This is a genomic window from Acinetobacter sp. YH01018, assembly GCF_013420295.1.
Taxonomy (GTDB): Bacteria; Pseudomonadota; Gammaproteobacteria; order Pseudomonadales; family Moraxellaceae; genus Acinetobacter.
Window position 1 is genome coordinate 15,757 of sequence record NZ_VOYL01000013.1, and the last position, 17,893, is coordinate 33,649.

The 17,893-nt window shown below is 44.5% G+C and carries 19 protein-coding genes; 8 read left to right on the plus strand and 11 right to left on the minus strand.

From position 1 onward, the window contains the following. Positions 1-11: 11 nt before the first annotated feature. The 9 genes from atpD to FTT83_RS06520 all read right to left on the minus strand — a co-directional run bounded on the left by atpD (position 12) and on the right by FTT83_RS06520 (position 7,777). Entirely contained in the window at positions 12-1,406 is a 1,395-nt protein-coding gene (gene atpD, locus FTT83_RS06480; RefSeq protein ID WP_086196637.1) for a F0F1 ATP synthase subunit beta, read from the minus strand. 29 nt (positions 1,407-1,435) lie between these two features. Then, on the minus strand, positions 1,436-2,305 hold the full coding sequence (gene atpG, locus FTT83_RS06485) for a F0F1 ATP synthase subunit gamma (RefSeq protein ID WP_086196638.1): 870 nt from the start codon (positions 2,303-2,305) through the stop codon (positions 1,436-1,438). A gap of 88 nt (positions 2,306-2,393) precedes the next feature. After that, the gene (atpA, locus tag FTT83_RS06490; RefSeq protein ID WP_086196639.1) at positions 2,394-3,938 is read right to left on the minus strand and encodes a F0F1 ATP synthase subunit alpha; all 1,545 of its coding nucleotides are present in this window, start codon (positions 3,936-3,938) and stop codon (positions 2,394-2,396) included. A gap of 63 nt (positions 3,939-4,001) precedes the next feature. Then, entirely contained in the window at positions 4,002-4,538 is a 537-nt protein-coding gene (locus tag FTT83_RS06495) for a F0F1 ATP synthase subunit delta (protein ID WP_166171993.1), read from the minus strand. Between the two features lie 12 nt (positions 4,539-4,550). Further along, positions 4,551-5,021, minus strand: coding sequence for a F0F1 ATP synthase subunit B (locus FTT83_RS06500; RefSeq protein WP_086196641.1), 471 nt, complete (start codon positions 5,019-5,021; stop codon positions 4,551-4,553). A gap of 38 nt (positions 5,022-5,059) precedes the next feature. Further along, positions 5,060-5,305 carry a F0F1 ATP synthase subunit C gene (atpE, locus tag FTT83_RS06505; RefSeq protein ID WP_000424060.1) on the minus strand — a complete coding sequence of 82 codons (246 nt, stop codon included), beginning with the start codon at positions 5,303-5,305 and terminating at the stop codon, positions 5,060-5,062. Between the two features lie 82 nt (positions 5,306-5,387). Further along, a complete protein-coding gene (atpB, locus tag FTT83_RS06510; protein ID WP_086176476.1) occupies positions 5,388-6,263 on the minus strand; it encodes a F0F1 ATP synthase subunit A in 876 nt (291 codons plus the stop codon). A 111-nt stretch (positions 6,264-6,374) separates the two neighbouring features. After that, positions 6,375-6,767, minus strand: coding sequence for an ATP synthase subunit I (locus FTT83_RS06515; protein WP_092820019.1), 393 nt, complete (start codon positions 6,765-6,767; stop codon positions 6,375-6,377). A 170-nt stretch (positions 6,768-6,937) separates the two neighbouring features. Then, positions 6,938-7,777 carry a metal ABC transporter solute-binding protein, Zn/Mn family gene (locus tag FTT83_RS06520; RefSeq protein WP_180174582.1) on the minus strand — a complete coding sequence of 280 codons (840 nt, stop codon included), beginning with the start codon at positions 7,775-7,777 and terminating at the stop codon, positions 6,938-6,940. A 139-nt stretch (positions 7,778-7,916) separates the two neighbouring features. Here FTT83_RS06520 and FTT83_RS06525 point away from each other — a divergent pair, with 139 nt between their 5' ends. The 5 genes from FTT83_RS06525 (at position 7,917) to FTT83_RS06545 (ending at position 11,109) form a co-directional block, all read left to right on the plus strand. After that, a complete protein-coding gene (locus tag FTT83_RS06525; RefSeq protein WP_180174583.1) occupies positions 7,917-8,414 on the plus strand; it encodes a transcriptional repressor in 498 nt (165 codons plus the stop codon). After that, on the plus strand, positions 8,387-9,178 hold the full coding sequence (gene znuC / locus FTT83_RS06530; protein WP_180174584.1) for a zinc ABC transporter ATP-binding protein ZnuC: 792 nt from the start codon (positions 8,387-8,389) through the stop codon (positions 9,176-9,178). Before FTT83_RS06525 ends, znuC begins: the two co-directional genes overlap by 28 nt. Before the next feature lie 3 nt (positions 9,179-9,181). Next, positions 9,182-9,982, plus strand: a complete 801-nt coding sequence (znuB, locus tag FTT83_RS06535; protein WP_086196646.1) for a zinc ABC transporter permease subunit ZnuB — start codon at positions 9,182-9,184, stop codon at positions 9,980-9,982. Positions 9,983-9,986: 4 nt separating this feature from the next. Next, the gene (locus FTT83_RS06540; protein WP_180176466.1) at positions 9,987-10,469 is read left to right on the plus strand and encodes a DUF523 domain-containing protein; all 483 of its coding nucleotides are present in this window, start codon (positions 9,987-9,989) and stop codon (positions 10,467-10,469) included. 94 nt (positions 10,470-10,563) lie between these two features. After that, on the plus strand, positions 10,564-11,109 hold the full coding sequence (locus FTT83_RS06545; protein ID WP_180176449.1) for a DinB family protein: 546 nt from the start codon (positions 10,564-10,566) through the stop codon (positions 11,107-11,109). Here FTT83_RS06545 and FTT83_RS06550 read toward each other — a convergent pair. Beyond that, positions 11,089-11,709, minus strand: a complete 621-nt coding sequence (locus FTT83_RS06550) for a LysE family transporter (protein WP_180176450.1) — start codon at positions 11,707-11,709, stop codon at positions 11,089-11,091. The genes FTT83_RS06545 and FTT83_RS06550 overlap by 21 nt on opposite strands. Positions 11,710-11,871: 162 nt before the next feature. On the opposite strand from FTT83_RS06550, the gene FTT83_RS06555 reads away from it, so the two are divergent. Continuing rightward, a complete protein-coding gene (locus FTT83_RS06555; RefSeq protein WP_180176451.1) occupies positions 11,872-12,789 on the plus strand; it encodes a Dyp-type peroxidase in 918 nt (305 codons plus the stop codon). Between the two features lie 34 nt (positions 12,790-12,823). On the opposite strand, the gene FTT83_RS06560 is transcribed toward FTT83_RS06555, so the two are convergent. Further along, the gene (locus FTT83_RS06560; RefSeq protein WP_180176467.1) at positions 12,824-14,971 is read right to left on the minus strand and encodes a type VI secretion system Vgr family protein; all 2,148 of its coding nucleotides are present in this window, start codon (positions 14,969-14,971) and stop codon (positions 12,824-12,826) included. 223 nt (positions 14,972-15,194) lie between these two features. Here FTT83_RS06560 and FTT83_RS06565 point away from each other — a divergent pair, with 223 nt between their 5' ends. Both FTT83_RS06565 and FTT83_RS06570 read left to right on the plus strand, forming a co-directional pair. After that, positions 15,195-16,349: a methionine aminotransferase gene (locus FTT83_RS06565; protein ID WP_180080933.1), complete on the plus strand. Its 1,155-nt coding sequence runs from the start codon at positions 15,195-15,197 to the stop codon at positions 16,347-16,349. 118 nt (positions 16,350-16,467) lie between these two features. Further along, positions 16,468-17,838 (plus strand): MATE family efflux transporter, encoded by a 1,371-nt coding sequence (locus FTT83_RS06570; RefSeq protein WP_180080935.1) that lies wholly within the window; start codon positions 16,468-16,470, stop codon positions 17,836-17,838. Positions 17,839-17,893 lie beyond the last annotated feature (55 nt).

A 17,893-nucleotide genomic window follows, 5' to 3' on the forward strand; every position in this document is an offset into this window, starting at 1 on the left:
TAGGTAGCTAATTAAAGTTTCTCGGCTTTAGCAATCACTTCGTCAATACCACCAACCATATAGAACGCTTGTTCTGGGATGTGATCGTATTCACCAGCTAGAAGACCTTTAAAGCCACGAATTGTTTCTTTAAGCGGTACAAGTTTACCAGGAGCACCAGTAAACACTTCAGCTACGTGGAACGGTTGAGAGAAGAAACGTTGGATCTTACGTGCACGGTATACAGTAAGTTTGTCTTCTTCAGCCAATTCGTCCATACCAAGAATCGCGATGATGTCTTTCAATTCTTTATAACGTTGAAGAACGTTTTGAACTGAACGAGCAATTTCGTAATGCTCAGCACCTACAACTAATGGATCTAACTGACGTGAAGTAGAGTCAAGTGGATCGATCGCTGGGTAAATACCAGAAGATGCGATATCACGACTCAATACTACAGTTGCGTCCAAGTGAGCGAAGGTAGTAGCAGGCGATGGATCTGTTAAGTCATCGGCAGGTACGTATACCGCTTGGATTGACGTAATAGAACCAGACTTAGTCGATGTAATACGTTCTTGAAGAACACCCATCTCTTCTGCAAGAGTCGGTTGGTAACCTACTGCAGATGGCATACGACCTAGAAGTGCTGATACTTCAGTACCTGCCAGTGTATAACGGTAGATGTTGTCTACGAACAATAGTACGTCACGGCCTTTACCGTTTTCGTCTTTCTCGTCACGGAAATACTCAGCCATAGTCAAACCAGTCAACGCTACGCGTAAACGGTTACCCGGTGGCTCGTTCATCTGACCGTAAACCATCGCTACTTTGTCAAGTACGTTAGAGTCTTTCATCTCGTGATAGAAGTCGTTACCTTCACGAGTACGCTCACCAACACCAGCAAACACAGATAAACCTGAGTGCGCTTTAGCGATGTTGTTGATCAACTCCATCATGTTTACAGTTTTACCAACACCGGCACCACCGAACAGACCAACTTTACCACCTTTAGCGAACGGGCAAAGTAAGTCGATGACTTTAATACCAGTTTCTAAAAGGTCAGTAGATGCTGCTTGTTCAGCATAAGAAGGTGCTTGACGGTGAATCGGCAAACGTTCTTCAGTGGCAACTGGACCAGCTTCGTCGATAGGGCGACCAAGAACGTCCATGATACGACCTAAACATGCAGTACCTACAGGTACAGAGATAGGCGCGCCAGTGTTAGTTACGTTCAAACCACGCTTAAGTCCTTCAGTAGAACCCATTGCAATAGTACGAACTACGCCATCACCAAGTTGTTGCTGAACTTCTAATGTAGTTTCAGTGCCATCAACGTGGAGAGCGTCATAGATCTTAGGAACGCTGTTACGTTCAAACTCGACGTCGATAACCGCGCCGATGATCTGAATGATACGACCGCTACTCATTGCTGTCTCCTCAATTCAAACTAATAATGTTAAACGGCAGCGGCACCACCAACGATCTCAGAAATTTCCTGAGTAATCGCGGCTTGACGCAGCTTGTTATAAATAAGTTGTAGGCTCTTGATCAGCTCACCCGCGTTATCAGTTGCAGCTTTCATTGCAACCATACGTGCAGACTGTTCACACGCGATGTTTTCAATCACGCCTTGATAAACCATAGACTCGATGTAACGAACCAATAAACCATTTAAAAGCTCTTCAGCTTCTGGTTCATAGATATAGTCCCAACCGTATTGACGGTTCAGACCTTCGCTTTCTTCAGCAGCTGCTAAAGGAACGAGCTGTTCGATTTTTTGGTTTTGAGTCATGGCATTGACAAAGCCGTTTGACACCAGATAAATACGATCTAACTCGCCTTTATCGTAAGCGTCCAACATCACCTGTACAGAACCAGTTAACTGTTCAAGACTTGGCGCATCACCTACGTTTGTAGTTGCACCAAGCACTTTACCGCCGTAGTTTTTAAAAAACGAAACCGCTTTTTGACCAATTAAAGCAAATTGAACTTCAATTGACTGCTCTTGTTGCTGTTGGACGTGTTTTACCACTTTCTTGAACAAGTTAATGTTCAAGCCACCAGCAAGGCCGCGATCTGATGACACAATGATATAGCCAACGCGCTTAACTGGGCGTTCAACCATATAACGGTGTTTGTATTCAGGATTCGCTTGGACCAAGTGAGCAATTACACGGTGCATATTTTCGGCATACGGACGGCCTTGAGCCATGCGCTCTTGCGCACGACGCATCTTAGAAGCTGCTACCATCTGCATCGCGCGAGTAATTTTCTGCGTGCTTTTGATACTAGCTACTTTGGCGCGAATTTCTTTTAAATTTGCCATACGCTTAACCTAGTATTCGAAGGCTCTTTCGAGCCCTCGAAGGTTGATTCCGTGAACCAAACCAACACTAATCTAGCAAGTTGCTAAATTAGTAAGTTTGAGTCGCTTTGAACTTTTCAATACCAGCTTTGAATTCAGCTTCGATATCTTTGTCCCAAGCACCAGTCTCGTCAATTTTTTGCATTACTGCAGCGTGTTCTGAACGGAAGTAAGCAATTAACGCAGCATCAAATGCAACGATTTTTTTCACTTCAACGTCAGCCATGTAGCCTTCGTTAGATGCATAAATTGAAACAGCCTGGTCAGCAATTGAGTAAGGAGCATATTGTTTTTGCTTCATTAACTCAGTTACACGTTGACCATGTTCAAGTTGCTTACGAGTTGCTTCGTCAAGGTCAGAAGCGAACTGAGCAAACGCTGCCAATTCACGATATTGCGCCAAAGCGGTACGGATACCACCAGACAATTTCTTGATGATCTTGGTTTGAGCAGAACCACCAACACGAGATACAGAGATACCCGCGTTCACAGCAGGACGGATACCTGCGTTGAACAATGATGTTTCAAGGAAGATCTGACCATCAGTAATCGAAATTACGTTGGTTGGTACGAATGCAGATACGTCACCGGCTTGAGTTTCAATAATCGGCAATGCAGTTAATGAACCAGTTTGGCCTTTAACTTCACCGTTAGTGAATTTCTCAACGTAGTCAGCAGATACACGAGAAGCACGTTCAAGTAAACGGCTGTGTAAATAGAATACGTCACCAGGATATGCTTCACGACCTGGTGGACGACGTAAAAGCAATGAAATTTGACGGTAAGCAACAGCTTGTTTAGACAAGTCATCATAAATGATAAGCGCGTCTTCACCGCGGTCACGGAAGTACTCACCCATTGTACAGCCAGCATAAGGAGCTAGATACTGCATTGCTGCAGGATCAGCTGCAGCTGCAGCTACAACAGTTGTGTACGCCATAGCGCCAGTTTCTTCAAGCTTGCGTACTACGTTAGCAATAGTCGATTGTTTTTGACCAATAGCTACGTATACACATTTAATGCCAGAGTTTTTCTGAGCGATGATCGCATCGATCGCCATTGCTGTTTTACCAGTTTGACGGTCACCAATGATCAACTCACGTTGACCACGGCCTACAGGGATCATTGTATCTACTGATTTATAACCAGTTTGTACAGGTTCATCCACTGATTGACGCCAAATTACACCTGGTGCTACTTTTTCAACAGCATCAGTAAGTTTTGCATCAATAGGGCCTTTACCATCAATCGGGTTACCCAGAGCATCTACTACACGGCCTAAAAGTTCTGGACCAACCGGAACTTCTAATACACGACCTGTGCAACGCGCTTTTTGACCTTCTTGAAGGCTTAAGTAGTTACCTAAGACAACGGCACCCACTGAATCCTGTTCTAGGTTCAGTGCCATACCAAATAAGCCGCCGTCGAATTCGATCATTTCACCGTACATTGCATCAGCAAGGCCGTGAATACGCACAATACCGTCGGAAACCATAACAATGGTCCCTTCGTTCTTAGCGGTCGCGCTGGTGTCCAGATCGCCGATACGCTGTTTAATGAGCGCACTGATCTCGGATGGATTCAGTTGTTGCATTGCGCTATACCTCAATCTTTTTAAAGTTCAGTCTTCTTTTACGCAGTAATTTTTTATAAATAATTACGCAAGAAGACGAGTCCGCATTTTTTCAAGCTTGTTAAGCGCAGAATCATCTATCACTTGGTCGCCTGCACGAATAACTACACCAGCAATTAATTCTGGTTTAACTTCTACAGAAACATTTACCGCAGCGTTAAAGCGTTTTTTCAACGCATCTGCAAGTAGCTGTTCTTGTGTAGAAGACAATGGGAATGCTGATTCAATCACAACATCCACAGTGTTGTTATTCTGTGATTTGAGCTGTTCGTATTCTGTTTCAATTTCAGGAAGAAGAGTCAAACGGTCATTTTCAGCAAGCAATGTCAAAAAGTTTGACACTGCTGCAGTTTGATCTTCACCTAAAACTTTAGCAAAAACGCTTACCTGCTCTGCAGGAGTAAGCTCAGGGCGATTTAAGTAAGCTGAAAATGCTTCATCTTGCACCGCAGCACTGAGCAAAGTTAATGCATTTGACCAAGCGTCAGTTGCACCTTGCTCAGAAGCGTAAGCAAATGCTGCTTTAGCGTATGGGCGTGCCAACGTCAAGAGTTCAGCCATAATCCGCCTCTCTTAAAGTTTAGCAGCCAGCTGAGTCAGCATGGCATTGTGAGCTTCTGCGTCAACTTGCTGGGTCAGAATTTTTTCTGCACCAATCACTGCAAGAGCAGCAACTTGTTGACGTAATTCTTCGCGAGCAGCATTGATTTCAGTATCAACAGCTTCTTTCGCTTGTTGACGAATACGCTCACCTTCAGCAGCTGCTTGAGTACGCGCTTCTTCTACCAATTGCGCACCGCGACGGTTCGCTTGTTCGATCAATTGAGCCGCTTGTGCTTTAGCTGCGTCTAATTCGGCTTTCACTTGAGCTTGCGCATCGGCAAGGTCAGCTTTCGCTTTTTCAGCAGCATTTAAGCCATCAGCGATTTTACGCTGACGCTCACTAATCGCATTGATTAGTGGTGGCCATACAAACTTCATGCAGAATGCGACGAAAATCGCAAATGCAATCGCTTGGCCAATCAATGTGAGGTTGATATTCATTGCTATTCCTCAATGGTTTAATTTAGGAATTAAGCTGATTAACCTACAAATGGATTAGCGAAGATGAAGAACAAGCCAATACCAACACCGATCATAGGCACAGCATCAAGAAGACCCGCGATTAAGAACATACGAGTTTGAAGTTGTGGAGCCAATTCTGGTTGACGAGCTACAGCTTCAAGGAAACGGCCGCCTAAAAGACCAAAACCAATCGCAGTACCTAAAGCACCAAAAGCGATCAAGATAGCAGATGCAATTGCAACTAGACCTAAAGTGAGTTCCATGATAATTCCTCAGAGGTTAGGTATATACCAAATTAAAGTAAAAAATTAAGCCCAACCATCCTTTGACAGTCAGGCAATACCATTAATGTTTTTCGCTAGCCATACTCAAGTATACGATAGTCAGCATCATGAAAATGAATGCTTGTAACGTAATAACAAGAATGTGGAAGATCGCCCAAGGCACAGACAACGCCCACTGGATCCAGAACGGTAATAATGCGATGAGGATAAAGATTAACTCACCTGCATACATGTTACCGAAAAGTCGTAGAGCCAATGAAACTGGACGTGCAAGGAATGTTACGAGTTCCAGAATCAAGTTCACTGGAATGAGCAACGCTTTTGCAACTGGGTTACTTGGGTTAAATGGGTTGAGTGCTAACTCGCCGACGAAACCGCCGATGCCCTTTTCACGAATGCTATAGAACAAGATAAGCACAAATACCGACAATGACATACCAAGGGTAACGTTAGGGTCAGTAGATGGAACAATCTTGAAGTAAACGTGATGCGGGTCCATACCAAATACGTTTGAACCAATAATTCCTGCAAGATGCGGGATGAAATCTACTGGAAGTAAATCCATCGCATTCATCAGGAAAATCCACACAAAAATTGTGAGGGCTAAAGGCGCAATTAAGCGTGATTTGCCATGGAAAGTGTCGCGGACACTTGAGTCAACAAACTCGATGATCATTTCGATTGCAGACTGGAACTTGGTAGGAACACCAGCGTTTGCAGCTTTCGCTACTAACCAGAACAACAAACAGAAAACCACACCGAGAGTGATAGACCAACCCATTGAATCCAAGTGAATAGCAGTGAACCCCATCTGTTGAGCTTCATCAGCAGTCTCAGCCAATTTCCAAGAACCATCAGGCATTTTGCCATAGGTTAAATTGGTCAAGTGATGCTTGATGTACTCGGTCGAAGTAAGGGCATGTTCTTCAGCAGCCATAAATCACACCTGGTCAATGTCAAATACTAAATAGAGGGAACGAACATCGCGTGCTGCCTGATATCTCGTTCATCTCCTAAAAAACTTTTCAATTTTTTGTTGTGTTTAAACTTATTTCCGGAGTCGTGACGCCCAAAAAGGTGCGACCCACGTCATCGTCTGAACAAGTATAAATCCACAAAACAATGCCACCGCTGACAACGGTTTGACAGTGCTTAAAATTAAAATGAAACCAACAATCACAATTGCAAACTTGCCCATCAAGCCTCTATACATGTTCGAAAGAACCTGTTTTGAAGCTCGCGCACCTGCGGCTCGAAACGATTGCCAAGAAAAATAACAACTTGCAAGCCAACACACCAACGCACCAAGTGCGGCACTGTAAGCTGCAGTTGAGTCTTTCACGACCCACGCTATCAAGGCTGAAACAGGAATCATGCATGCTTGTAAAATGACTAAAGCTTTCGCTAATCGTCGGTCAATCATGCGACTAGTTCGGCTCATTATTTATTCACTCACAGCAATCATGCTTGACAAGTTTAGCTGATGATCGTTTTTAATCGCAGGCATTATAGAGTTACACCCCTGAACATGCAATCTTTTCCCGACCTAAGTCGGATTTTTTAATTACATAAATCGCTTTTGAACTCATCCATTACTGTTTAATTTTTGCATTATTTTCGTGCATTTTGTACACACTTATGGGTTTGTTCGGCAAGTTTTTTCCATGCCAGCACAAAGTCCCCTTCCCTGCCCATACTTTCATCGACCGCCTGGAAGGTCACCGGATTCAACTTCTGGTACTGGTTCTTGCTGGCATGCCCTTCTGCCAGGAGGCACATATTACGAGCTGGACGGCTATCATTTAAATACTTGATTTGGGCAATGGTCGGTGCAACATGTGGATCATCGGTCAATGCACCGGAAAATTTCAGGTTTAAAGCACGTTCCAGATACTGATAGGCATCATGATATGCCCAATAAGGTTTCACTGTTGTATTGCTATTATATTGCTGTGCACTCAGCAACATCTCTTGAGCAAAGCGTTTGGCATTGGCCCAGTAGGCTTCTTTATGCTCCGGTAATTGCTGTGAACGCAGGGCTGCAATAAAAAAGCCGATTCGTACAGCATTGTTGGGATCTAGCCACACATGCGTATCGACCGTATTGTTCAACGCCACACCACGAGTAGTACGCTGCGGCAGGGTCTGCACAATACCGGAATCTAAAATCGAAATCGCTTTGGGATTATCAGACAACAGCTTATTCAATGGAGCTTCATGTGCCTTACCCAGCCAGATCACCAGTGAGGCATCCAGAATGGCTTTGCGATGCGCTGGCGTCAGGGTAATGTCATGTCCAGACTGATCCCCCAGCAAGAGCACAGGCTTCTCCACGCCCTGAGTCACTTCCTGAGCAATAAGATAAATGGGATGCGTAGAAACCACCAGACTCTGTGTCCAACCAAAGCTACTGAAGAGGGCCAGTGCACAAAATGCAAAGAAACGGGACATGAAGAAAATCACCAAATACTCAATAAGTGTTATAATATAACAAATCGACAAAAATACCTATGTTTATCGAAACAGGTATCGCTTCATGTTAAGATTTAATGTCCTTTGATTTTTATAAATTTCGCACTTGAGGTTGGCTATGAGCTTATGTTCGCACGAACATCACAATGCATTACATGGCGTACATGACCATCATAATATAGCAACTCGTCTTGCTGAAGCAGAAAGTCTCTGTGCAACGACTGGCGCACGCTTAACCCCATTACGTAAAGAAGTGCTGGAACTGATTTTAAATGCCAGCGGTCCCATGGGTGCCTATGACTTGCTGGCTAAAATCAAGAGTGAATCTGACCGTCCTGCTGCACCACCAACGGTATATCGTACTTTGGACTTTTTACTGGAAAAAGGTTTAATCCATCGTTTAACTTCGATTAATGCCTACATTCCATGTTGTCATCCGCGCGAAGGACATCAGGCAGCATTTTTAATTTGTACCGAATGCAAAAATGTTACAGAGGCCTCTGCTCAGGGGCTATTAAAACAATTGGATGAACTTTCAGCATCAGATCAATTTACTGCACATCACAGTATTATTGAAATTTCCGGGATATGTCAGCAGTGTCGCAACAAACAGTAACAGTCAATCCCCTAATTGCCCTGGATAAAATCAGTGTGCGGATTGATGACCGTGACATTTTGAAAAATGTGGATTTCGCTTTACACGAGCGAGAAATTGTCACCCTGATCGGTCCAAATGGTGCGGGAAAATCTACCCTGATTAAAGTGCTTTTAGGCATTGTAAAAGCCAATTCAGGAAAAATTCATAGCCATAAAAAACTCAAATTTTCCTATGTGCCGCAAAAGTTTAGTCCATCGCATAGCCTGCCTTTGCGGGTGCGGGATTTATTGGCTTTAGAACACTGCGATGCAGATATCAAGGCAGAAATTATTCGTGATACCGGCATTACCAAATTACAGGATTGTAAGGTTCAGCAACTTTCAGGTGGTGAACGGCAACGGGTATTACTGGCACGGGCTTTACTGCGTTTGCCCGAGGTACTGGTACTAGATGAACCGATGCAAGGTCTGGATATTCAGTCCGAGGCTGAACTGTATGAATATGTCAGAAGCCTGCCGATCAAATATGGCTGTGCCGTGTTGATGGTCTCACACGACCTGCAATGGGTCATGCAAGGTACGCATCGGGTCGTGTGTTTAAATAAACATATCTGCTGTAGCGGCTTGCCGGAAAATGTGCAGCAGCACCCCGAATATCAGGCCATTTTCGGTACCAACCGTGTGTTCTATCAACATCATCATGACCACTGTGCGCATGGTGACAGTGCGACTCCGTGTCAGCATGATCCTCGTCCACATATTCACCCTGAACCGGAAGCTTAAGCCATGATGGAATGGTTACAACTCTTGTTACCTGCATGGACCATGGGAACCCTGTTGGTGTTTCTAACGGCTCCGCTGGGCTGTCTGATGTTATGGCGACGGATGTCTTTTTTTGCCGACACCATGGCACATGGCACTTTATTGGGCGTGGCGATTGCAGGTGCTTTGAGCCTACCTTTATGGTTGGGCGTGAGCTTTTTGGCTTTTCTATTGGTAGCCATTTTATGGGTACTGCATGATCCTCGCCTACCCAATGATGCCCTACTGGCACTTTGTTCAGCCACCCTGCTCTGCTCGGGCTTACTGTTTATTCAGCATATTCCTAGTTTAAGACCTGAACTGCTCAGCTATTTGTTTGGCGATCTGTTGCAAATTTCCTGGTCAGACTTGCCGATGTTTGCTCTAGTCATTATTGCGGCTTTAGCTGTGTTGTATAAAAACTGGCAAGCACAGATTCAGATTGCGATTGATCCCGATATGGCAGTGAGTGAAGGCGTGAATGCCAAATGGCAACGTCTGGTGTTTATGCTACTGCTGGCCCTGTTTACCGTATTGGCTTTGCGTGCGGTCGGTTCATTGTTGATGGGCGCTTTACTGGTGATTCCGGCATTAACCGCACGTTTGCTGGCAAACTCGCCGAAACAGATGGTGGTTTGGGCTTTTGTGATTGCACAAATCGGGATTAGTGTCGGACTATGGTCCAGCGCAGGACTCGATACCTCTACCGGCCTGACCATTGTCCTGACTATGGCAATTTTATTTGCGGTGATTTTTACAGTACAAAAGTTCAAGAAGCTGAGCTAAGATGATGACCGGCAAGCGATACTTTATTAGTGCTTGTCTGCTTGGACAAAAAGTTCGTTACGATGGACAAGATTGTTTAGTCCGGGAATTAGTTTCAGATTTAATACCTGATCAATATGTGAGTTTATGTCCTGAGATCAGTGGCGGACTGCCTACCCCTCGCCCGCCTGCTGAAATTCAGAATGCATCAGGTAGAGATGTTCTGAACAATCATGCGACTGTAATAGATCGAGAAGGCATGAATGTTTCTGATGCCTTTATTCAAGGGGCTTACTCAGCCTTAGCCTTGGCGCAAGAACATCAGGTTACTCATGCCATCCTCAAAGCAAATAGTCCATCCTGTGGCAGTGACTTGATTTATGATGGAACATTTACAGGACATAAAATTCAGGGTGAAGGCGTAACCGCCGCGCTGTTTAGGAAACAGGGTATTGTGGTATTAACTGAACATGAATTCCTTCAGGCTTTAAAACTGACTGAACGCTGATACATTTCAACTTTATCCAGGCAATAGTTTTATTCTAGCCAAAGCTTCAAATGACTTTTATACTATTCAGATAAAAAACAAAATAAGCTTCCCAATGAATATTCACACCTTCAAACTATGGGCGCGTTATCATCTTTGGGCCACCCATCGCTTAAGCATATCTCTACACACTGTTTCTGATGAAGATTTTGCGAAAGATTGTGGTCTGTTCTTCAAAAGTATTTTGGGTACACTGAACCACTTGCTTCTTGCTGAACATGAACTTTGGTTTTCTCGTTTTTCTAAAGGGGAATCACCCGCTATCGCCTTAAACAGTGTGATTGAGACCGACCGTCATCGATTATTAGAACGGCTTCTTCAAAGTGCTGGGCAGTGGCAGAGTTTCATAAAAGAGCTAAACCAGGAAGCTTTAGATGGCGTGCTGCATTACCGGAATACACGGGGCCAAGACTTGAGCCTACCTTATGCAGCAACACTAATGCATGTGTTCAATCATGCTACCCATCATCGCGGACAAATCACGGCTGCAATGACGGCTTTGGATTATGCATCACCGGAACTGGATATGTTATTTATGCTGATGGAAGAACAACAGGCTGTGACTTTATCCATTCTCATTTTATTGATGTACCAAACTTAATAACGTTGCTGCACAGGCAAACAATACCGCAAAGGTCCGGTTCATATATTTCTGCTGTTCCGGCGATTTTAAAAGTCTCAGCACTTTGGCGGCCAATCCTGTATAACCCGCCATCACGATCAGATCAATCGTCACCATGGTGACCGCCATAATCAGATACTGAATCCATTGCGGTTTAGATAAATCCAGAAACTGTGGCAACACGGCTAGTAAAAACACAATGGCTTTTGGATTACTCATATTAACCAGAAAACCATATAAGACCAATTTAGGAATCGATTTAGTCGGTTGTTCCTGTTGAATCTCAATGGCCTGTGCAGGTGCTGTCCATTGCAGGTATGCCAAATACAAGAGATAAGCCACGCCAAACCATTTCACCACCCAAAAAGCCCAAGGTGTCGTGGCAAATAGTACCCCTACACCAGCTGCAACAATCCCGATTTGCACTAAAAGTGCCAGCTGTAAACCTAAAGCATTCCAGTATCCACGTCGAAAACCATAATTTAAACCGCTCGACATCGAAGCAATTGCACCTGCTCCAGGAGAAATACTGATGACCCAGCATGCCAGCATATAGGCAAGCCAAACTTGGTAAGACATAAAATATAAGGAGATAAAAAAGTGAAACTATTATATGACTTTTCATCTTTTAAAGGGCTTAAAAATCGAAGTGCAAACTCAAGCCTTGGGCTATTCACTCAAGCAGTGATGAGGCACAATAAAGCCAGACACGTATTTTATAAAAATTGTTAGGAGCCCTGTATGACTGCCCAATCTGTAATTTTACCGTTACCTTCAGATCATGCCCGGTTTATTGTTTTACGTTTAAAAGACTTAACGATTGAAGAGTTAAAAGAAAAACTTGCAGATTTATTTAGTACCCGTGACCGTTTAATCACCCAGCATCCGAATGCACAGATTAAAACAGGCGTCGCTTTTGGTCCGGAGCTTTGGGCAAAACTTTATCATCAAACTCCTGCCGGCTTTAAGCAGTTACAACCAATTCAAGGTACATTCCAGATGCCTGTGGTTCCTGCTGATCTGCTCATTCATATTGCCAGTGCTCGCGCCGACATCTGCTTTGCCTTAAGCCAGTCTTTCTTTGAAGGTATTCAAGACAAAGTTGAAGTACTGGATGAACGGGTATGTTTCCGCTATTTCGATGGACGTGACATGACTGGTTTCATCGATGGCACTGAAAATCCGCAATTCCCCGATGATCGTGCCGAAGTCGCTTTACTCGATGAAGATGCTGGAATTTTTGCTGATGGCTCTTTTGTCTTTGCGCAGCGATATGCACATAACCTGGAAAAATGGAAAAAGTTAAAAGTCGATGCACAAGAAAATGTGATGGGTCGAACCAAGTTAGAGTCGATTGAACTGGATGATGAGGTGAAGCCTAAAGATGCCCACATTGCCCGTGTGGTAATTGAGGATGAGAAAGGCGAAGAAATGGAAATTTTACGTCACTCTCTTCCTTATGGAGAAGGTCGAGGTGACCAGGGTTTATTCTTTATTGCTTATACCAAAAACTTAAGCATTATCGATCATATGCTAGGACATATGTTTGGTACAGTTGGCGATGGTATTCATGACCGCTTACTCCACTTCGTCACTCCTATGGATGGAGCATATTATTTTGCACCGAGTGAAGAATTGCTGGAAGAAGTTGTAGCATGATAATAAAATGAGAAATATCTTATTAAGCTATTTCTCATTTTTGGGTGACACAGGCAATGGAGCTTGGCGCAGAAAGAATCATTAAAGCCTGTTTAAAGGCATTTGCTTTAGCTTCATCTCTGTGTTCCATCTGCTCTAGAAAATGCTTTAAATTGTCTAAAACAGTGAGTGAATCCGCTTGCTGATTTTGCGCTATGTCATTGAGTGCTTTTGAATGATTGAAACTATTTTCAAGCTGACGTTTGGCCTGATTCACATCCAAATGATGACCTGCTGCGCTATCTTGTTTATATGTGGAAATGAGCAAACCTTCACCCGCCCGGACAGCGCCCCATTGATCTGTTCTTAATTCAAAGCCCTCACCACGTCCTTCACTGGTTGCTTGATCTTTGGGATGACTCAAATTCCCCAGGTTCAACTGACTGCTACCATGGCTACTCTGTAACTGGCTGCTGATCTGTCCAGAGGTATCATCAAAACGCAATTGGTTAAAACCCGAACTACCAACTTCCTGCGAGCGGATACCACTGAGCTTTTTGGTCTCCGGTAACTGCCCTTTGCCATCAAACATGGTCTGATGGCGTTCCGCTTCATGAATCCGCCCCACCACAAAAGGCCGGTCCACATCCCCCTCAAAGAAGTCAATTACCACAATTTCACCAATCCGTGGATGAAAACGCACACCATAACCTTCACCTGCCCACGGGGTCAGGACATCCACCCAGGCTGAATCGCTATCATTGTCATTGCTGCCGGCTCCGCCATCATGTCCATGATCCTCGTCACGGGTAAACAAAAAGCGGACTTTTATTCGCCCCCACTGATCGACATAAATACTTTCCCCTTCCGGACCGACTACTCTGGCACGTTGCGGATACGCTACAGGTCGGTGATTTAGGGGATGAAATTCAGGCACTACGGCAATATTGCGGCGGACCAGATACAGCTCATTCCCCTGTCGTTCCTCACCCTGCTGCTGCCAACGGCTTAAACTCAACAAGCTATCGACTTGCCGATGGATGTCTTTCGGCAAATTATTCTGATTATAAAAAGACTCGCCTAAAATCAGGAATTCTTTATCTGAACCTGAATGCTGGTCAATTTCAGGATGGCCGAGCAATTCAAACCAGTAGCCGACATGAGCATCACGTACACTGCTCTGGGCAGTAAAATATTTGGCCTGCAAGTCTTGGTACTGGCTCAGTTGCCTGTTCAGTTTTTCCAATTGCTGGTTGTTTGAGACAGTACTTTGATCCGTACCCGTTAAGTCAGGTGTCCATGCGGGGCTAATGCTCCATGCCTGTTCCAGACTTAAACTTGCATTGTCCTGTACATCACTATGCTGATGCTTGCTCAACTGGGAATAGGGTTGCTCCTGAGACAGCAGACTGGCTTGCCAGCGCTGAGCCTGAACGGCGGTCGATTGCAAAGCGCGTTTGGCAATAAAACTGGTGATGCTGTCAAACGCTTCTGCGGCATGGCTGCGATGAAAGCGCACCGATCTTCTTTTTAAGGCATTAAACTGATGATTCTCATCAATCAAACATAATTTTTGCGCCTGAATACCTGCTGCCGAGCTGGCAACGACATGCTCGGCTTCATCAATCAGCCAATTGATGCCTTCGCTGCGCCACAGTCGGGTGAGAAATTCATAATCGGTTTCATTAGCCTGCATCACAAAAGGACGCACATCATATTCTTTGCTCAGGCCTTGCATATTTAAACTGAGACTGGCTGCAAACAGGTCACTTTTGCTTTGCCATTCCTTAAACAGGATTTCGCTAATCTCACGCACGCTTTTGTTCATAAACACGCGGCTGTTACGGCGCTTGTGCCACAGTGCCGTTGCATCTTCAAAGGTCAGTTTATACAGGGTCAGTGCACCATCGCTTTGCCCCTGACTGGCAGCAGTAATTACCCCAGTCATCCGGGACAACTCGCCTGCATCGGTCACCTGATCAACCGCTACTAGTCCGCCAATAAATTGTTTTAAGGGAATATAAGCATGCGTCGACAGACATATCAGTTCAGCTTTTAGGCCCTGATTGATGCGGTGCTGCCCTTCAATACGTTGAATAAAGACCTGAGAATTTAGCAATTCATTGGAAAACTGGATGTGCAGGGCGCGCTTTTGCAAACTCAAGCCCATACTGTCCATCAGCGTATGGATATTTTTAAACATCATGATTTATTATTTTTATAGGATTATTTTAATTTGAGACGCATTCTAGAAAATGTTGTTTTTTTAGTCCAGTAGGTTTTTTGTTAATTTTATCCATTGGCGTAATTCAGTTAAATGGATGAAATTAGATAAAAATGTGCAGAGCTTAAGTCCATCCTTTTATTCTGCTGTGCTGCGCTTGCTGCTACACTGAACAGCATAAGAATATTGAAGAGTTCGGGTCATGCTTGAGATTCATTCCAAACTACCGGCACAGGGTGTCACCATTTTCAGCGTGATGACCGCGATGGCACATCGCCTGAATGCCTTAAATCTTTCCCAAGGTTTTCCCGACTTTGCCGCGCCACCCGCGCTACTCAAAGCCTTAAGCCAGGCGACTCTAGATGGTTTTAACCAATATGCTCCCAGTGATGGTCTGATTTCACTGCGTGAACAGGTAGCCCAGCAATTTTTAAAACGCGATCAATTGGTAATTGATCCACTGACTGAAATCACCATTACGCCCGGAGCCACGATTGCCATTTTTGTTGCCATTCAAGCACTGATTCATGCCGGTGATGAAGTGATTATTTTTGACCCCTGCTATGACAGTTATGGACCCAGCGTTAAACTGGTGGGAGCTAAAGCTGTTCACATTCCCCTGACCGCTCCACAATTTTCAGTGGACTGGGATCGGGTGAAAGATGCCATTAATGACAAGACCCGGATGATCATTGTGAATACCCCGCATAATCCGAGCGGCGCCATTTGGTCAGGTCAGGACTGGTTAAATTTAATTGAACTGATTCGCGATAAAAATATTATTGTCCTATCCGACGAAGTTTATGAGCACCTGATTTATGACGGTCAAAAGCATTATTCAGCCTTGTCTTTTCCGGAGCTTCGCGACCGCAGCATAGTGATCGGTTCTTTTGGTAAAACTTTCCATGTCACCGGCTGGAAAACCGGATATTGCATTGCCTCACCTGAACTGATGAAAATATTCAGACAGGTCTATCAGTTCGCCAGTTTCTGCGGGGTAACACCAGTACAAATGGCACTGACCACTTTTATGCAGCAGCATCCTGAACATATTGAAGGGCTTGCAGATTTTTATCAGGAAAAGCGTGACCTGTTTAATTCAGGGCTGCGTAATTCACGTTTTCATTTTACCCCTTCACAGGGCACCTATTTTCAAAACCTGAATTACAGTGCTATCCGTCCCGATCTGGATGATGTCGAGATGTGTAAATTTCTGGCGGAACAGCATGGCATTGTTGCCATTCCGGTTTCGGTTTTTTATCAACAGTCCCCGGAAAATTTACGTTTAATCCGCTTCTGTTTTGCCAAAAAAGATGAAACCCTGGAACAGGCCTCGGCTATTTTATCGGCTGTTTAAATTCGTCATTTCCGATCAAATTCGGCCTTGGTTACGGAAAAACTAAGGCTTGTTTAAGTTAACTCAGGTAGGGTTAGCAATGATAATCAAAAGATAAAAAATAGTTACAGGACGTTCCATGCCTCCTCATCATCACTCCTTGTTTAACCAGCAAAAACTGTGGAAAACATTTCTGATTTTTCTATGGCCGTTAATTGCGACCAATATTCTGCAAAACCTGTCCGGAACCATAAATACCATTTTTGTCGGACAAATGATGGGGGTCAATGCCATTGCAGCGGTGGCGGTGTTCTTCCCGATTTTATTCTGCCTACTGGCTTTTGTGATTGGACTTTCCGCAGGTGCTACGGTATTGGTTGGACAGGCATGGGGGGCGCAAAACATTGAAAAAGTACGCTATGTGGTGGGTTCTACCCTGTTCATGACCCTCATTGGAGGTAGTATCATTGCCCTGCTGGGGGTGTTTTTTGCCGAAAACATTCTGTTGGCCCTAGGTACCGCCCCAGAGGTGATGCCCCTGTCGCTGCCTTATGTACAGTGGATGCTGGCCGGCAGTCCTTTACTGTTTGTTTATATTATCTATAGCTCGATTTTGCGCGGAGTCGGTGACAGTACCACACCGCTGATTGCCTCCGCTATGACTATTCTGATCGGGGTCCTGATCACACCGGTGCTGATTGGCGGATATTTTGGTTTTCCGAAAATGGGCATTATTGCTCCAGCGATTGCGACCGCTATCGGTTACTTGGCAGTCCTGATCTTTTTGTACATTTACCTGAATAAAAAAGGTCACCCGTTGAAGCCTGACCGTCATTTACTCAGCCATATTCGCCATCACCCGGAAATGAGTATAATTATTCTACGTTTAGGCATTCCTACTGGTGTACAAATGGTCACCACCTCAGTTGCCGGACTGGTGATTGTCGGGCTGGTCAACCGTTATGGTTCACATGCCACTGCAGCCTATGGCGCAGTCAATCAGGTCTTGAATTACATCCAGTTTCCCGCCCTATCTATTTCCATTGCCGCCTCGATTTTTGCAGCACAGGCAATTGGTGCAGAAAAATCGGATCTGCTCAATAAAGTGACCCATACTGCACTCGCTATGAATATCACCATTACCGGTGGATTGGTGGCTTTGGCTTATCTGTTCTCGAAATATCTGATGGCCTTATTTATTACTGATCCAACGGTGGTGGTACTGGGACAGCAACTGTTATTTATTGTGTTGTGGTCTATCCTGTTTTTTGGCGCCAGTGCAATTTTTGCTTCCATCATGCGTGCCAGCGGTACCGTGACCTTACCGATGCTGATTAATATTGCTGCGATTTTATTGATTGAAGTGCCCTGTGCCTATCTGTTCAGTCGATGGTGGGGCTTGCAAGGGATCTGGTATGCTTATGCATTGGCCTTTGTCATCTTGTGCATCATGCAGGGGCTGTATTACCAATTGGTGTGGAAGAAAAAGACCATTAAGGCACTGGTGTAATATTCAGCCTTTAACAGCGAAATAAATCCAAGCAAAAAACTTGTGATTGGCGTAT

Coding starts and splice junctions, on each gene's coding strand:
- FTT83_RS06550 (WP_180176450.1), bottom strand. CDS start 11,709: ATGTCTTACCAAGTTTGGCTTGCCTATATGCTGGCATGCTGGGTCATC.
- atpA (WP_086196639.1), bottom strand. CDS start 3,938: ATGCAACAACTGAATCCATCCGAGATCAGTGCGCTCATTAAACAGCGT.
- FTT83_RS06500 (WP_086196641.1), bottom strand. CDS start 5,021: ATGAATATCAACCTCACATTGATTGGCCAAGCGATTGCATTTGCGATT.
- FTT83_RS06560 (WP_180176467.1), bottom strand. CDS start 14,971: ATGTTTAAAAATATCCATACGCTGATGGACAGTATGGGCTTGAGTTTG.
- FTT83_RS06525 (WP_180174583.1), top strand. CDS start 7,917: ATGAGCTTATGTTCGCACGAACATCACAATGCATTACATGGCGTACAT.
- atpB (WP_086176476.1), bottom strand. CDS start 6,263: ATGGCTGCTGAAGAACATGCCCTTACTTCGACCGAGTACATCAAGCAT.
- atpE (WP_000424060.1), bottom strand. CDS start 5,305: ATGGAACTCACTTTAGGTCTAGTTGCAATTGCATCTGCTATCTTGATC.
- znuB (WP_086196646.1), top strand. CDS start 9,182: ATGATGGAATGGTTACAACTCTTGTTACCTGCATGGACCATGGGAACC.
- FTT83_RS06545 (WP_180176449.1), top strand. CDS start 10,564: ATGAATATTCACACCTTCAAACTATGGGCGCGTTATCATCTTTGGGCC.
- atpG (WP_086196638.1), bottom strand. CDS start 2,305: ATGGCAAATTTAAAAGAAATTCGCGCCAAAGTAGCTAGTATCAAAAGC.
- FTT83_RS06565 (WP_180080933.1), top strand. CDS start 15,195: ATGCTTGAGATTCATTCCAAACTACCGGCACAGGGTGTCACCATTTTC.
- znuC (WP_180174584.1), top strand. CDS start 8,387: ATGTCAGCAGTGTCGCAACAAACAGTAACAGTCAATCCCCTAATTGCC.
- FTT83_RS06570 (WP_180080935.1), top strand. CDS start 16,468: ATGCCTCCTCATCATCACTCCTTGTTTAACCAGCAAAAACTGTGGAAA.
- FTT83_RS06520 (WP_180174582.1), bottom strand. CDS start 7,777: ATGTCCCGTTTCTTTGCATTTTGTGCACTGGCCCTCTTCAGTAGCTTT.
- atpD (WP_086196637.1), bottom strand. CDS start 1,406: ATGAGTAGCGGTCGTATCATTCAGATCATCGGCGCGGTTATCGACGTC.
- FTT83_RS06515 (WP_092820019.1), bottom strand. CDS start 6,767: ATGAGCCGAACTAGTCGCATGATTGACCGACGATTAGCGAAAGCTTTA.
- FTT83_RS06555 (WP_180176451.1), top strand. CDS start 11,872: ATGACTGCCCAATCTGTAATTTTACCGTTACCTTCAGATCATGCCCGG.
- FTT83_RS06540 (WP_180176466.1), top strand. CDS start 9,987: ATGACCGGCAAGCGATACTTTATTAGTGCTTGTCTGCTTGGACAAAAA.
- FTT83_RS06495 (WP_166171993.1), bottom strand. CDS start 4,538: ATGGCTGAACTCTTGACGTTGGCACGCCCATACGCTAAAGCAGCATTT.